Raw genomic sequence first — 15,713 nt, 5'->3', positions numbered from 1 at the left:
TCTGCAGCTAGAGGACAACTTCCATCAGCCACTGGAAATCCTTCGGGTGGTCGACGAACTTTTCCGGATGCAGCTTGCGCTTTGCAAAGAACTCCTCGCGGGTCATCCACACGAAGTCGTCCACTTCGCCCGGCTGCGGCACGAGCGACTTCTTCTCTACGTCCGAGAGCGTTATCTTGTACACATCGTAGAATTCGTTGTCTAAGTAGCTGCCGCCGTTTAACACACATTCGTGTGTTGCCTCGAATAGGTATTCGAGGTCGCGCGGACTCTTTTTGATGCCAAGCTCTTCAGAGAGTTCGCGCACGGCGGCATGGACGCTGGAATCACCCGCCGAAATGTGCCCCGCACAACTCGTGTCAAAAAGCCCCGGGTTGTTCTCCTTGACACGGCTCCGCAGCTGAAACAAGATACGTCCATCCGAATCGAACGCCCAGATATGAACCGTCCTGTGCCAAAGCCCTTCGGCATGGACCCTGGAACGCCCGCAAGCATAGCCCGCCGGAGTCCCGTCCGCATTCAACACATCAATTTGCTCTTCCATTCCTCTGCTGTTCCTTCAATATCTTGATCAGTTGCCTATAACCGTTCATCAGTTCATTGTGGCGGATATGCACAAGGTCGTAGTTTCCTTCGTTGCAAGCGTACTCCAGAATCTTTGCAATACTTGCGATATTGATTGCCCCGATGTACAGAGATGCGCTCTTCAGGGACTGCACCGACAGACGATAGTTTTCGAAATCTTCTTCCTTGAAGAACTGCGCAAGCGTAGCTTCGTAGTGTTCATCCATGTAGTTCATCAGCCTCTTGCGGTACAGGGCTTCGTTCCGCTCGCAGCAATAGAGTCCCACGGCGACATTGACCGCACCCGTCATCGAAAGCGCACGCAAGTCCTCGGGCAGCACCTGTTCAATGGCAGGCGTGTCGAGCGCTGCCGACTCCGACGCATTTTCGCGAGCCGGCTCCGAAGCCCTTGCAGCAGCCGTATTGCGCCTTTTTTCAGCATCCTTCTTCACGGGCTCATCATACCAGGTCATCTTTTCCTGCGGCAGGTATTTCAACAGGATCGAAGACAAAGCCTGTTCGTGCACCGGCTTCGTCAAGAAATCGGTATAGCCAAGCGACTCGCAAATGTTCTTTGCCGACGCATTGTCTTCTGCCGTGAGCATGATAATCGGCGTATTCTCGTTCGGATGGTTCCGTAGGGTTTTCATGATGGTAAGGATGTCGAGTCCATCGATAATCGGCATCGTATTGTCAAGGAAAACAATGTCGTAATGGTGGTTCCTAAAGCACTCAATAGCCTCCATGCCGTTCGAGACCGACTCAAACTGGGCGCAGGATTCCTTCACAAGTCCACTCATCACGCGCAAGTTCATCGGCACCTCGTCAATGGCGAGAATCGACGCATTCGGCGCCACAAAATGCTCCGCCTTCTTCTCGGATGCATGGATAAATTCTTCGTAGCGGGCCCGGAAATCTCCCACCGGTTCATTCTTGATCACCTTCTGCGGCAATTCAATCCGGACAACGGCTAAGCCCTCCTTGGTCACATTTTTCTGAATCGAGCCTCCAAGGGCCACCACCATCATGCGAACCAGGGTAAGGGAAGTACTCGTCCAGCTCGCGCCCGAATCCGGCACGCTTACCACGAGCATGATTCTCTGATCAAAGTCGTTGTCTTCTTCGCTCTGAATCCATTCATAACCCACATGGACCACATTCACATCGTTTGCAATCAGCTTGTCCGCATTGAACAGGATATTCGAAAGAATCTGCCCCAAGCGGACATCGTCGCCTTCGAGCCTGCTTGGTATGGAGGGTTCCACCTGCAGTTCAAAATGCATTCCCTTGTTCAAGCCGTTCCCCGCGCTATAGCTAAGGCTAAGCAAGGTAAACAGGTCGTATTCCTTGGTATTGATTTCTAGACTGTTCGACTCAATCTTGTTGATGTCAAAAATATCGTTGGACAGAAGTTCAAGTTCGCGACCAAAATCCTGGACTTCGGATATGTAGGCGTTGTTTGCCATCTCGGGATTTTCCCTCATCAGGATGGCGCCCTTGTTCAGGATGTTCATGACGGGTTCGTGAATTTCCTGACCAAGCGTCTCCAGCAGGTTCTTCTGTTCAGACACGCGCAAGAGCGGATCCTTGCCGTCCAGGTCACGCGGCTTGCGGACAATCTTGAAGCGGAATCGGATTCCAAGTCCCGTCAAGAACAGGAACATCAAAAGGCACACGACCCAGAACACCAGGAAGGTGAGGCGGCCAATCTCCCCTGCCACCTCCTTTCCATCAAACATTCCCGCAAGGAAAAAATCTCCTTGTAAAAGCTTCGCCATATAGAAGTAATAAGGTTCACCCGCAACATCCACTTTCAGAGACGTCGACAGTCCCCTATTCATTTTCTTCTGGAGCTGTCCATAGATCTTGGGGAAGTCCATGTTCTTCCAAACAGAATCCTCGCTCCACACACCGGTATTGTTCTTGACCAGGATGTTTCCCTGAGCATCGGTGACCTGAATGAAACACTTCTTGTCAAAGCAGTCGACATCGAAGAAATTGTTGACCGGCATTTTCGTGTACTGCCGGAACAGTACATAACGGACATTGTGGCGGTTGAAAACGGGAACGCCAAGCCAATGGTTCATCTCCTCGCTGTAGCAGACCGAGGGCTTTCCCCGGAACGATTCCATGGCACAGCGGAAGTCCTCATCGCGCATCTTATAGACCGAATCTGCTGTATAGATGGTCCCATCCAGGGAAATCATACCATAGCGGGTATCATCGTCCTGAATATCGGAAAATGCCTTGATATTTTCAAGATTCAAGCCGTCAGCTTCAATTTTACGGGACTGCATAGCCAAGGCGTCCAGGCGCATTCGCAACTTTTCATTGGAAAGTTCCGCAAACAGGACCGCCTGCTGGGAAACCTGCTTCGAGACATAGTTGTCCAAAAGGGTTTCGAGCTTTACGCGGAGCAGTACACAAACCAGGCACAGTACGAAGACAACGATGGCGAGCCACACCACCATCTTGATGTCAATTTTCACACTCTTAGGGGTTAACTCCATCGACAACTCCCTTGACAAACCAGTCAAATCGATTCAGCAGCGCATCATCTGTCATGCTTTCGCCAACGCCAACACGCACTACCCCCTGATTGTCCTCAATCGGACCGTAAAATACATCAAACTTCCCATGGACAAGACGATTCCTTTCCTCTTCGACGGTCTTGCGAATCGCGTCATCGACGAATTCCGTCATTTCGGAAAGCTCCATGATTCCACTTTCCAGGCCAAGCCAATAGTTGCGACCTTCAAACTTGTCCTGGAAGACTTCGCGGATTTTCGGGATGTAGAAATTCTCCCACTTCCAGACAAGAGATGTCAGGTAATGCTTTGGGAAACGCTTAAAATTGTCCTTGTTGTAGCCGATGATCCACACGCCCCTTTCGTCGGCAACTTCGAACGGAGTCAACGCATCGACATGGGCCGTAAGCACGTCGATATGATGCTTATGCAACAAGTCGCGGGTAGCGTCGGCGGCAAGCGATTCGTCGGTCCAGGAACGGCTCCAGCTGACATAGACTTTTGCCTTGGGGTTCACCTTGCGCACCCCGAGGGCAAACGCATTGATTCCGCGGATCACTTCAGGAATGTTGTATGCCGCAATGTAGCCAATCTCGTTCGTCTTCGTCTTGAGACCCGCCACAATTCCCGAAAGGTACCGCAGCTGATACACCCGACCAAAGAAGGACGAAAAGTTCGTCGCAGACTGTAGCCCAGTGGCGTGGAAGAACTTGACTTCGGGATGGTTCCTAGCCACCTGGAGTTCGGCTTCGCCAAAGCCATACGAATTGGCAATGACGATCTTTGCACCATTCCTGATGGCCTGTTCCATAATCCCCTGCGCCGTGGAGTCCGCAGGAACATTTTCATAATAGGCGACTTCTAGATTCAGGTCCTTTTCCGCCTTCTGCAGGGCGTCGAAATGCGACTCATTCCAGCTGTGGTCATTGCGAAACCCCGTCATGATCATCGCCACGCGGTTCCTTTGCTGGGTTTCATCGGGAGCCTCTCCCGGATTGGAGACGACCAGCACTCCGACGATCATTGCAAACACAAGGATTGATGCTAGAACCATCCACCTCATCGTTTTTCCAACCCCTTCTGAATGTTTTCAATCAGTTCTGCATGCAGTGCCATGGCAAGTTCATGTTTCTCGTGGACAACCGTCATTCGCACCTCGCGGCACGCCGTTTCCAGGTTGCGGAACTTTTCTGCCATCGAAGTGGCTCCTATCGCAATCGATGAATCGTAAAGAACATGCATATAGAAGCGATAGTTGTCCCAGTCACCGCTCCTGTAGCACGCATCCACATTTCTGCAAAGGGGCGATCCCACATACTCCTGCAACATTTCCACATAGATTTCTTCGTCGTCGGCGCAGTATTCCAGCCCCGCCTTGACATCGAGAAACTCGTTGAACACCTTGAACCGTTCCATGGGCGTGGGAGCAGTGACCGAATGCAGCACAATTTCACTCTCATCCATGTTGAATCGATCTACGCTTGCAGAAGCATCCCTTTCCGGCTCGCTCAGCGAAACCGTCGAAGCGGACAGCGAATCACGCAGGTCGTCTGGAGTGAGCACAAGCTGCTTCGGCAGGTACCATTTCAACACGCGGAGCAAATCGCGTTCCTTAATGGGCTTGAGCAGGTAATCCGTAAAGCCTTCCGACAAAAAAGACTCCTTGGAAAGCGTCTCGCCTTCCGACGCAAGGACAATGACCGGAGTGTTCCTGTTCAGGAAGTCCTTATTGGACTTCATCTGCCTATAGGCTTCCAGTCCGTCCATCGCAGGCATCATGTGGTCCAGGAAAATCAAGTCGTAGCGTTTCTTTTCCACCATTTCCAGGCACTGGTGCGCACTGATGGCCTCGTCGACCTTCACCTGCATGTTCTTCAGAAAACCGCGGAAGACCTTGAGATTGAGCTCGATGTCGTCGACAATCAGCACCCTGGCCTCGGGCGCAAAGAACACATCGGAAAAATCCTTGTTGTTGTGTAGCGACGCATTGCGGTACCTTAACGCAAAGTCGCCCATCGGTTCGGAGTTCAAAACAAGCTGCGGAATTTCCGCCGTAAACGATGTCCCTTCTCCGTAATGGCTGTCTACGGAGATGTGGCCACCGCATTTTTCCAGGAGTTCCTGGGTAAGGCTAAGCCCAAGGCCAACCCCTTCTATCTGTTCGCTACCCGTATAGTATTCCGAATCGTAGGTGTTGAAGATGGAGGCGAGTTTTTCTCTCCGGATACCCATGCCGGTATCCTTTACCGTGATCTTCAACATGATATAGTCATCCGAACGGAGCGTCCCTATCGGCGGAAGACGCTCAAAGCCTACAGAAAGGGACACTTCGCCGACTTCGGTGTACTTGATGGCGTTCGAAAGCAGGTTGTTGATAATCTGGACAATTCGGTTCTCGTCGCCCCACAGGCTCGAAGGAACATCCGGGTCACATTCAATGCGGAAGTTCAGGTTCTTCGCCTTGGCCTTCGGCTCATATTCGTCGTGGCATCCCTGCAGCACCGAGAACACGTCGTATTCCATCGAGACAATGCTCAGCTTGCCCGATTCAATTTTGGACACGTCCAGCACGTCGTTTACCAGCGACAGCACGCTTTGTCCCGCATTCTGGATGTTTTTTGCATAGTCCTTGACATTGTCGTCGCGACATTCCTTAAGGACGATCGAATTCAGCCCAAGAAGTCCCGTCACCACCGTCCTGATTTCGCGGCTCATGCTCGTTAAAAATGCCATCTTGGAACGATTTGCGCGAATCGACCTTGCATGCCTTTTAAAGCCAAAGATCACCAGCAAGACAAATGCGACATAAAGGACGAAGATAACGGCAACATTGGCCCCAACCATCCTGTAGAGCGGCTGCCACAGGATGCTCTCTTCGACAAGGCGCACCACATACCACTTTCCCTGCACCAGCGACGAGAACACGCGATATGTCGTACCTCCAAACTTGAACGAGAACGGCTCCCCACCCGCTATAAAAATTTCGCGGACAAGCTTTTCTTCTTCCTTGCCCCAGTATTCCGACGACAAGTAATTGCGGCCATGCTGCGATATGTTCGTGTGGGCAATCACCAGACCATCCTTATCGATGATGAGCTGGATGTCTGTAGAGTTTCCACGCTTAACGCGTGCCACCAGATCCTTCAGGTAAAGGTCCAACGCAATCACGCTTTTCTTATCGGAAAGGCGTTGGCTGATCGAGACGACCTGTTCACCGCCACGCGGACTTGAATGTGTCGGGACTAGGGCAAGCTTTCCACGGGCCATAAAGGCATTCTGGTACCAGGGGCGCTTTGAAGGAACATAGCCTGCCGCGGGCGTCCACCGGCGACCGTTGAAGAACTCTCCCCTGAATATGCCAAACAGGTTGCAAAGGGCGAAATCGTCCATGCGCTTGTAATATTCGGATTCCGAAACAAGCAAGGACTCGATCTGTTCCTGCGGAGCGCCACGCTCCAAGAGCTTTTCGACCATGCGGGCGGTCACCTGCAATACGGATCCACCCCTGATCAGGAACGTGTTGACCTGCTCGGCATCCTTCTCGTTGGATTCCTTGCCCGAAAGCAGAGTTTCCTTTTTAATGGAGTCGATACAGTTATTTAGGACATAGGCCGTAATGGCGGCAAGGCATACGCCCGCCACTACAAGGACAATTCCACCAATTACCCTTAACTGCCTCTCGTTTTCGATACTTTTTAAAAGCACGCTTTAAATATAAGTTTTCTAAAAAAAAATTTCCTATTTTGGGAATATGAAGCTTAAAAAAGATGCACTGACCGATTTATTGCACAAGGCGGAGTCTCAAAAAGTATTCGATAGGGCAGTCGCAGGGTTCATTTTGCCCGACGGCACCCGCGAAATCCTTACCCTGAACACCCCCGAAGACACCGTTTTCGACATTGCCTCGCTCACCAAGGTGTGCCCCACGTCCACGCTCGCCTTGAGCTACATTCTCGAAGGCAAACTTTCGATCGACACCAAGGTCATCGACTACATTCCCGAACTACAGACAAACTACCGCGAAGACATCCGCGTTTTCCACCTGCTCACCCACAACCTCGACTACCGCGTCCCCATGAAGACTCTCCGGACGCTTTCACCCGAAGGCATCCTGGACGCCCTTTACACCTACCAGTTCGAAAAAAAGCCCGGTGCAGACTTCAACTATGGAAACCCCGCAAGCGTGTTGCTTGGAATTATCTTGCAGCGGCTCACCGGCAAGGACCTGCAACAGCAAGGCCGGGAGCGCTTCTTTATTCCGCTCGGCATGAACCGCTCCGGCTGGGATCCGCTTACCCGCAACTGGAACCCGATTCCAAAAGATGAAATTTCTCCGACCGAAATCTGCAGCTTCAGGGGCCGCGAAATCCAGGGAGAAATCCACGACGAAAGCGCCTGGGTGCTGCGCAAGCTGTTTCCGGTGGGTAGCGCCGGCATGTTCAGCTGCGTGCCCGACCTGCTGAACTTTGTGCAGATGATCCTAAGCGACGGCAAGGCAGGCGATGTCCAAGTCGCCCCGACAGGAATCCTGAAGATGGTCAGCGAGAACGCCTTCGAAGGCGAAGCGGCAAACAAGTATTCCAATGCAAAGGGTGCCTGCACCGCGCTCGGCTGGGAGCTGAACAGCGAAAAGTTCATGGGCACCCAGATTTCGCCACATACATTCGGAAAAACGGGCTTCACCGGCGCAAGCATCGTCGCAGACCCTAAACAGGGAGCCGCCGTGGTGCTGCTCAGCAACTTCACCTACCCGCACCGCGAAGCAAACGCAGACCGCATCCATCAATTCCGTGCCACGCTTTCGGACACTTTCTTCGGCGGCCTGAAAAACGCCTAGCTAGAAGTAGTATTCGTAGTTGATCATCACCGGCAAGAACGGAAACTGCGTAATCTCGGTCTTTTCGGGCGGATTCTTGCGCGTGTCGTAGAAGGTGTAGAACATGTTCTTGTGGTCGGTCAGGTTGATGATTGTCCAGCTAAAGCTCCACTTGCCCTCGCGGCCCACATCGATTGCCTTCACATCGATTCTGAAGTAATCTGTCTGCCTAGCCGCATTGCGGCTTCCCGGCAAAACGACGATGTCATCGGAATAACGCTGCCCCCCGAGTTCCTCGGCCATGTAGTAGCCCTTGTATTCGCTGATCGGCATGCCCGCCGAATACTTCATGATGACCGACGAGCGCATGTACATGTCCTTCTGCGTCGGGTGACGCGACAAGGCGTCATCGGGGCCGCGCCAGTTAAGCCCCAGATCCATCTTCAAGGCGTATGGCTGATGCCAGCTCGGGAAATACGGCTTGGTGCCGTCATCCGTCTTCATGACGCTAATGCTCTGGCTCCAGTTGATACCGCCAAACCACCAACCCTTATCTTTGCGCAGCGAAAGTTCGTAACCGAAAGAATAGCCTTCCGCAGTTCCAAACCCATCGGCCAGCACAAAGTCGTCCGAAGTCGTCTCGTCGTTACTGTCGAGGACTGCCACAAAGGTGTTCAGGTTGCTTTGCGTCTTGTAGTAGACTCCCACCGTGGCATCGTAATCTTCCACAATGCCGCGCTGGCTATATTCCGCAGCAATAAGCCAAGACGAAGCAGGATCGATGTGCTTGCCCTTGGTGGTCGTCGTTGCCGGGTAGTAGAATTCGTTCAGGGTTTCCTGGTCGGTGTAGACAAGGGAATTCAGGTACTGCAGGTAGTAGCCACCATAAAGTTCCACCGTCTTGTCGTCGTCGACATTGATGGTGAGCGATGCGCGGGGTTCTACGCCAAAATGTTCCGCAGCCGTCTGGTAATTGAAGCGCAGGCCATATTGCAGCAGGTAATCGGGCGCGAACTTCCAGGCATCCTGCAGGTAGCCCACATGGTGGAAGGGTTTCTGGATGTCCGTTATGCTGATAGTCGACATCTGTTCGCGGTAACGCTCGTAGTCGTATTCCAATTCATAGCCCACGGTGAGCGTGTGGTTCGGGATACCGCGAAAGTTCACCCATTGCTTGCCCGCGAAGGTATACAGGAACATCTCAATCGACATGAGGTCGCTTATCTTCATCGTCTGGTAGAATTCGCTGAAGGCAAGGGTCGCGTTGTAGTCCCAGTCGCCATTGATGCGGTGGGTAAAGCCGAGCGGAATGGCGACATTTCCCCAATCCATGTAAAGCGGATCAAAGCTCAGACGGTCCTTGCCCACATAGAAGCTAAACTTCATGCGGGTGTCATCGGTAAAGTTGTACATGAAGGTACCCTGCACGTCCGTAAATTCGTAATCTAGCGCAAGGTCGATAATATCGAGGGCATTCATCAAATCCAGCATGAAGCCGATGTAGGTCGTACGACCCGCCACCACCCAGCGGGCAGGGCCCTGGTGACCTTCGGTGTGAAGCTGGGCCGCAAAGGTGCTGATCTTGATGCTCGACTTGCTGAACCATTCGTCAACGGTATCCTGACCACCGGCGCGGCCGTCCATCTTGAGCACCGAACTCAGGCGGTTGCCATACTGCGCCGGGAAACCGCTCTTGTAGAATTGCACGTCATCGATGCCTTCGACCAGGAAGGTACTGAACAGCCCGAAGAAATGCACCGGAGAATAAACGACCGCGTTATCGAACAAGAACAGGTTCTGGTCTGCGGCTCCCCCGCGCACATAAATCTTGGAACTGAAATCGGAGCTGGCAACCACACCCGGGAGCGCCTGGATGCTCTTGATGACATCGGCCTCGGCAAGGCTGGGCATACGCTTGATGGACTTAGCCGACACTACAGATTCGCCGGGTTTGCGCTTGGGGCGACGGCGCAGCTGCACCACGACCTTCTTGAGCTCGGTCACCTTCTCGTTGCCACCCGCAGCAAGGAGAGCATCGACGTCGACGTCTTGCTTCGCGGAATCTTGTGCCAAAGTATCTTTTGCAAGCGAGTCGGGGCGTTGCGGGGCGTCCCCGCCCCCGCTAGAAGGGGTAGCGGATGCCGTGTCAGCGGCAGCAGCGAGGGGAAGGCCTTCCCCTTCTACTATAGAATCGGGTTCTGCAAAAGCCTCGCCCAGCGCCTGCGAAAAGCTGCGGTCTGCACCAATGTACTTGAGCTCGTAGCACTTTTCCTTTTCGGCGCCCGCCGTGTCCGAATTCGTGACGCACACATTCCAAAGGGTATCTTCGGGAAGCACAATGCTAAAGGGCGTGCCCACGGTGGTTTGCAGCGCCTCGCCCGATTCCAGGATTTCGACATTGAGTTTTTCGCCCGGGGCAAAAGAGGAATCCTGTACGATTCCGTTAAAAGTAATTCCTTGGGGTGCAAGCGAATCGGGCACAGGTTCTTGTGCCACGGCGACTACACTCAACATAGCCAGCAACAAAGCAAAAATTTCAATATAGCGTCTCAAAAAAATTCTCGCATTCAAATTAAAAATAGCAAATAGGAATCCCTATTTGCCATTGTAACACTATAAGGAGCAAAAAGTGTCACTTCTTTTTTAGAACCTACCCACGGTAATGCCCGAGTAGAATCCAGGCCAGAAACGACCTTTATGCTTTTCGCTGCCGAAGTCGTCGTGGTAGTTGTTCCAAGGTTTTGGCCAGAGTTTGTCCGCATAGCCCAGGGTTACAAGGTTCAGTGAGCCACCAACCGCAAGGCCAACACCCGGGAACAGCTTGTGCACAAAGCCTAGACGCAGGCGGTGGTGATAATTCCAATCTCTATCGCCACTGAACGAGAAATCATCGTAGGCATTCAGGAGCATGTATTCCAATTCAAAATGGTTACCGTACTTGCCGAACTGCGTACCGATTCCGTAGCCGCTTTCGTAGCGGTCTTCAAAATGCTTGAAGCCATTCCCCTTTTCGAAAGGGCGAGCCCATTCAAAAGCAGTGTAGAAATAGGCCGTCCCCAAGTGGAGCGAAAGACCCAGAGCACCCATTTCGTTAAGGGTGGTCGTTGCCGACCATACGCCGTTACCCACCACGCTAACAAAGCCCACCGGAGTCTTTTCACATTCCCAGCACACATTCACAAAGCCCACCTGACGGCCCTTGGACTTGGGCGCTACATTCACGTATCCCACCTGGGTTCCACCTTCCCAAGCAGCCACATTCACAAAGCCCACGCCTACATTGGAATTAACCGCCACGTTCGTAAAGCCGACTTGAACATCATTGTCTTTTGCCACATTTACAAAGCCCACTTGCACATCGGCGTCCTTGGCGGCATCCACAAAGCCCACCTGCACGCCAGAGCCCACGCTCGCATTCACAAAACCGATGTGAGTTTTACTGTATTCAGAGGCATTCACAAAGCCAAGCTGCAAATAGCGCATGGTATCGAGAGCGGCATTCACAAAACCAATCTGCGCCGCTTCGGAACTTTCCGACGCCCAGTTGATATAGGACAGCTGCAGGCCATCGACACTTTCGGCGTAGTTCACCAAACCTGAAATCTGGGCTCCGTCAATATTTTCGTTTGCGATATTCAAGAGGCCCGTCACCTGGATGCCACGCATATCCTTGTCGGCGCTGTTCACAAACAGGCTCACCTGCGAACCGACCATGTAGTCTTTCGTCTTGGTGGCAAAAAGGCCCAGCTGCACGCCCTTGCGCGGCTCCTTGTCGCGGTCGTAAAAGTCAAAAGTCGTGCGGGAAATGCCGTTGCGGTCCAAGGAATCCAGCGAGCACTTTGCCGCATCTCCATTTTCGCAAGTCCGTTTGCCACTTATTTCGCCGCGAAGAGCCGTCTTTTCGACAGTGACCGTATTGAACTGCTTTTTGGAGAGTCGCGCACGGTTGTTGTCATAAAGCGTAATAGACGCTTCCTTGAACTCGGCAGGGCGCTCCATGCGAACGCTATACTTGCCGGCAGGGAACCCAAGACTCATGGCGCGGCCGGACTTCTTGTAGAGTTCGGCGACCAGTTCGCCCTTTTCGTCGCGAATGAACAGGTGACCGTCCACGTCTTCGTCCAGTTCAAGGCCTGCGCTCGTACTGCGCAAATCCGTCATCACCACGTCGCCGGTACCCGCCAGGTTCATGTCGCGGCTGGGGTGCTGCGCACCACCCATTGTGGCTTCGGTCTTCTGCAAAGTTTCGTTGAAGGCGAACTGGTAGGCTTCGGAAAGCGTCACCTTGCCGTCGCCGCTTGCATCGCCTGCGCCGCGGAGGCCACTCACCAGCGAATGCGTGAAGAACGAACCCTTCAGCTTGTCACTTTCCTGGCTAGATTCATCTTGCGTGCTGCTCGTGATAAAGGCGTAGCCTTTCATGTCGCTGCTCTTGTCCACCATGAACGCAGGGACAGCGACACCGCCCTTCGCACGCGTAATGGCGCCCGAGCCGCACGCATCAATCACCGCAATCTTTACATCGGCATTGAGCGCATCAATGCGCTTGCGGAATTCCTTCCAGCTGTAAATTTCTTCGCCGAGGCGAAGTCCCTTCTCGTCGGCGTGTCCGCTGTAGTACACCAGCACTTCTTCGCGGGAGTTGTCCGCCACATTCGCCGATTTTCTGGATTCCCTAGCCGAAACAAGCTTCTTGTCGAGCATGTCCAGTTGCTTCTGCAGTTCCGAAACGCTCGGCTCCGTCACCCGGTACACATTCTGCTTTGCAACGCCTCCCATCTGCGAAAGCACATTGGCAAATGCACGGGCATCGCTTTCGGCATAGCGCAGTACCGGGCGGCCCTTGCCGCCGTTGTTCGCGCTCACCGCAAACACGTAACGGTTAATCGCGATTTCGCCGGAATTCGTAGCGGCATGCACATTGCTCGCTGCAGCCAAAATCGCCACCAGGCAAACCAGGCAAAGCACCGCCGAACCCGACAAAAAATCGCAGAATAGAATTTTACCCAAAAACTTTTTCATCTTCTCCCCCTTACTTTTCCAACTTGCGAAGCGTCAAGTGCTCCTGGCGCACCCCCTTCCTCTTGAACGCAGCGTCAATATCGCTTGCATCGATTGAAAATTCCTCGTCCGATGTGAGCAAGTAGAATGTTTCAAACTTCGGCGCATTGTCGAGCCTGTAGGCAAACGGAAGCGTCGTCATCTTGCCCGGGGCAAGTTCAATGGCGCGGTTCTCGTCGGCCATGTGCATTGTAACGGTACCGTTGCCGTCCAAGCTGAAAAGCATCCCGAAGCACTTTTCCGGCACCGAGTAGCGCAACTGGATTTCGTCGCCCTCGCGCGCCTCGTCCAAGTTCGACATCTGCACGGCGCTATCGGCAGTCTTCTTCCACACTTCGATGCGGACGCCCAGCCCCTTGATGCGCGTATCGGCAACTTCCGGAGCAGCACCTTCACCCGCCATAGCCACTTCCATCGTAGCATCGGGGCTATCGTAGGTCGAAACATTGCGGTTCAAGGCCACCATCAGGAAAACACCCACCGCAACCACCAAGGCGGCCGCCACCTTGAGCCACAAGGTACCAAATCCGACATGTTCCTCACCGTACGCCCCCGTGCGATCCACGGATTCTTCCAGCTTCGATTCCAGCCCCGCAAACGGATTGTCGCGGAGAATGCGGGCGTTCTCTTCGCGGAGCGCACGCACACGGGCGGCAAAGATTTCATCTTCCGCTTCGCGCTTCTGCAAGGCAGACATTTCTTCTTCGCTCAGTTCCCCGAGCAGGTAGCGCTCCACCTTCAAATCGGAAATTTTATTGACAGCAGTCATCTTTCAACCTCCAGATTTTTGACTTTCGCCTGCAGGGTACGCAAACGCTTACGCACGCCGCTCACCGAAAGTCCAACAGTCTCCGCAGTCTCTTCCAGGGTCATGCCATCCACATAGTGGAGGACCGCTATCGTCCTGGTCGATTCCTGCTCCTTGGAAAAAATCCTTGCCAAAATTCCACCGGCTTCACGTCCGCCGTCTTCTTCGGCACAGGCAATGCTCAAAAGCAAATCGCTCGTGTCGACATCGAGACCGCGGCGCTTCTTGTCGCGGATGCGGTTCAGGCAGAGCCTGGTCGCCGTATTCCACAGCAAGCTGGACGGCTGCGCCAAATCCAGCGAATCGAGACGCTCGTATATGCGCAAAAAAACATTCTGCAACATATCCTTCGCTTCGTCTTCATCCTTAAGCAAAAAGACACAACGGCGGTAAACCATCGGGGCATAAGCCTCGTAGAGTTTCGAAAAAGCCATGTGGTTAAGGAGATTTTTCCCGTTCATACCATTGTAACACCAACGGAAGTTGAAAGTGTCACCGCAAATTTAAAAAAATAGGGTCTACCCTCTTTTTCACAAGCCCCGGCATATTCTTTTTTAGTATTTTTTATGATATGACACAGGAAGACATTCTCAATAATCCGGAAAAGTACAACCTTTCCATTGAATCCGTAGGAACCGGCACCCTCAAATCCCCCATGAAGGGCGTCCCCTTTGTCTCGGAAAGCGACCGCGTGAGCTTAACGACTGACGTGAACCGCATCAAGGAATTTTACGACCGCGGACAGGAGGTTCCCTCCCTCGAAGCCGCCGGCCCCCGCGAAACCATCTTCCACGACCCCGCCTGGACGCGTGCAGGCATCGTGACCTGCGGCGGTCTCTGCCCGGGTCTCAACAACGTGATCAAGGGCCTTGTTCAGGTGCTTTGGTTCGACTACGGCGTCCGTAACATCTTCGGTATTCCCTATGGCTACCGTGGACTGAACCCCGCTTACGGTTATTCGCCGATTGTCCTGAACCCCGACGTGGTTGACGCCATCCAGGAAGACGGCGGCACCATTCTCGGCAGTTCCCGCGGCATGCAGGAACCCTCTGTCATGGTGGACACCCTGATGCGCCTCAACATCAACATGCTCTTCTGCATCGGTGGTGACGGTACGCTCCGCGGCGCCCACGCTATCGCCGAAGAAGTCAAGAAGCGCCACCAGCCCATTTCCATTATCGGCATCCCGAAGACGATCGACAACGACTTGAACCTGATCGATCGCACCTTCGGTTTCGAAACCGCCGTGCTCAGCGCCACCGACGTGATTACCAGCGCCCACAACGAAGCGAACGGCGCCTTCAACGGGCTTGGTCTCGTGAAGCTCATGGGCCGCGACTCCGGCTTTATCGCCGCATACGCAGCTCTTGCGACGACGGTCGTGAACATCTGCCTTGTTCCCGAAGTGCCCTTTACGCTCGACGGACTTTTCAAGGCTCTCGAAAGTCGCTACAACGGCGGCAAGACACACGCCGTGGTGGTCGTCGCTGAAGGCGCTGGTCAGGAACTATTCAAGGGGCAGCCCGAACGTAGGGATGCAAGCGGCAATATCCTGAAGAACGACATCGGCGAATTCCTGACAAGAAAGATCAAGGAACATTTCGACCAGGTCGGCAAGGAAATTAACATCAAGTACTTTGACCCAAGCTACATGGTTCGTAGCATTCCCGCTCAGGGCACCGACGCCATTTTCTGCTTCCAGCTTGCCGAAGCCGCCGTACACGCAGGCATGGCCGGCAAGACGGATATGGTCGTGGGTAGCATGAACAATGCCTTCTCCCACGTGCCTATCGAATACGCCGTCAACGAACGCAAGAAAATCAACCCCAACGGAGTCTTGTGGCACGCCGTGCTCGGAATTACCCGTCAGCAGGATTACTTCTCCGGAAAGGGCAAAGGGAAAAAGTAGATAGGGATGGGAGATGTGGGATGTGTA

10 protein-coding genes are annotated in these 15,713 nt (G+C 53.4%); 2 read left to right on the top strand and 8 right to left on the bottom strand.

Features of this window, described 5'->3' with window-relative positions; translation table 11 throughout:
• Nucleotides 1-7: 7 nt before the first annotated feature.
• The 4 genes from ACKI61_RS11575 to ACKI61_RS11560 are packed head-to-tail and all read right to left on the bottom strand — an operon-like array spanning nucleotide 8 to nucleotide 6,797.
• Nucleotides 8-544, bottom strand: a complete 537-nt coding sequence (locus ACKI61_RS11575) for an NUDIX hydrolase (RefSeq protein WP_407457851.1) — start codon at nucleotides 542-544, stop codon at nucleotides 8-10.
• A complete protein-coding gene (locus tag ACKI61_RS11570; RefSeq protein ID WP_407457850.1) occupies nucleotides 528-3,074 on the bottom strand; it encodes a hybrid sensor histidine kinase/response regulator in 2,547 nt (848 codons plus the stop codon). The genes ACKI61_RS11575 and ACKI61_RS11570 overlap by 17 nt, the downstream gene beginning before the upstream one ends.
• Nucleotides 3,058-4,146 (bottom strand): BMP family ABC transporter substrate-binding protein, encoded by a 1,089-nt coding sequence (locus ACKI61_RS11565; RefSeq protein ID WP_407457849.1) that lies wholly within the window; start codon nucleotides 4,144-4,146, stop codon nucleotides 3,058-3,060. The genes ACKI61_RS11570 and ACKI61_RS11565 overlap by 17 nt, the downstream gene beginning before the upstream one ends.
• A 5-nt stretch (nucleotides 4,147-4,151) precedes the next feature.
• Nucleotides 4,152-6,797, bottom strand: a complete 2,646-nt coding sequence (locus tag ACKI61_RS11560; protein ID WP_407457848.1) for a response regulator — start codon at nucleotides 6,795-6,797, stop codon at nucleotides 4,152-4,154.
• A 46-nt stretch (nucleotides 6,798-6,843) separates the two neighbouring features.
• Between ACKI61_RS11560 and ACKI61_RS11555 the strand changes: the two genes are divergently transcribed.
• On the top strand, nucleotides 6,844-7,929 hold the full coding sequence (locus tag ACKI61_RS11555) for a serine hydrolase domain-containing protein (protein ID WP_407457847.1): 1,086 nt from the start codon (nucleotides 6,844-6,846) through the stop codon (nucleotides 7,927-7,929).
• Here ACKI61_RS11555 and ACKI61_RS11550 read toward each other — a convergent pair whose 3' ends face one another.
• From ACKI61_RS11550 to ACKI61_RS11535, 4 genes are all read right to left on the bottom strand, one after another.
• Nucleotides 7,930-10,404, bottom strand: coding sequence for a TonB-dependent receptor plug domain-containing protein (locus ACKI61_RS11550; protein WP_407457846.1), 2,475 nt, complete (start codon nucleotides 10,402-10,404; stop codon nucleotides 7,930-7,932). It abuts the gene before it with no gap.
• Nucleotides 10,405-10,551: 147 nt separating this feature from the next.
• Complete coding sequence (locus ACKI61_RS11545) at nucleotides 10,552-12,930, bottom strand: caspase domain-containing protein (RefSeq protein ID WP_407457845.1); 2,379 nt, start codon at nucleotides 12,928-12,930, stop codon at nucleotides 10,552-10,554.
• A 10-nt stretch (nucleotides 12,931-12,940) separates the two neighbouring features.
• Nucleotides 12,941-13,738, bottom strand: a complete 798-nt coding sequence (locus tag ACKI61_RS11540) for a hypothetical protein (protein ID WP_407457844.1) — start codon at nucleotides 13,736-13,738, stop codon at nucleotides 12,941-12,943.
• Nucleotides 13,735-14,211, bottom strand: coding sequence for an RNA polymerase sigma factor (locus ACKI61_RS11535; RefSeq protein WP_298767694.1), 477 nt, complete (start codon nucleotides 14,209-14,211; stop codon nucleotides 13,735-13,737). Before ACKI61_RS11535 ends, ACKI61_RS11540 begins: the two co-directional genes overlap by 4 nt.
• A 137-nt stretch (nucleotides 14,212-14,348) precedes the next feature.
• Between ACKI61_RS11535 and ACKI61_RS11530 the strand changes: the two genes are divergently transcribed.
• A complete protein-coding gene (locus ACKI61_RS11530; RefSeq protein ID WP_407457843.1) occupies nucleotides 14,349-15,686 on the top strand; it encodes an ATP-dependent 6-phosphofructokinase in 1,338 nt (445 codons plus the stop codon).
• The last annotated feature ends 27 nt before the right edge of the window (nucleotides 15,687-15,713 follow it).

Origin of the sequence: Fibrobacter sp. (assembly GCF_045601785.1) — a bacterium.
In the GTDB taxonomy this organism is placed as follows: Bacteria; Fibrobacterota; Fibrobacteria; order Fibrobacterales; family Fibrobacteraceae; genus Fibrobacter.
This window is presented reverse-complemented; position numbering and strand designations above follow the sequence as displayed.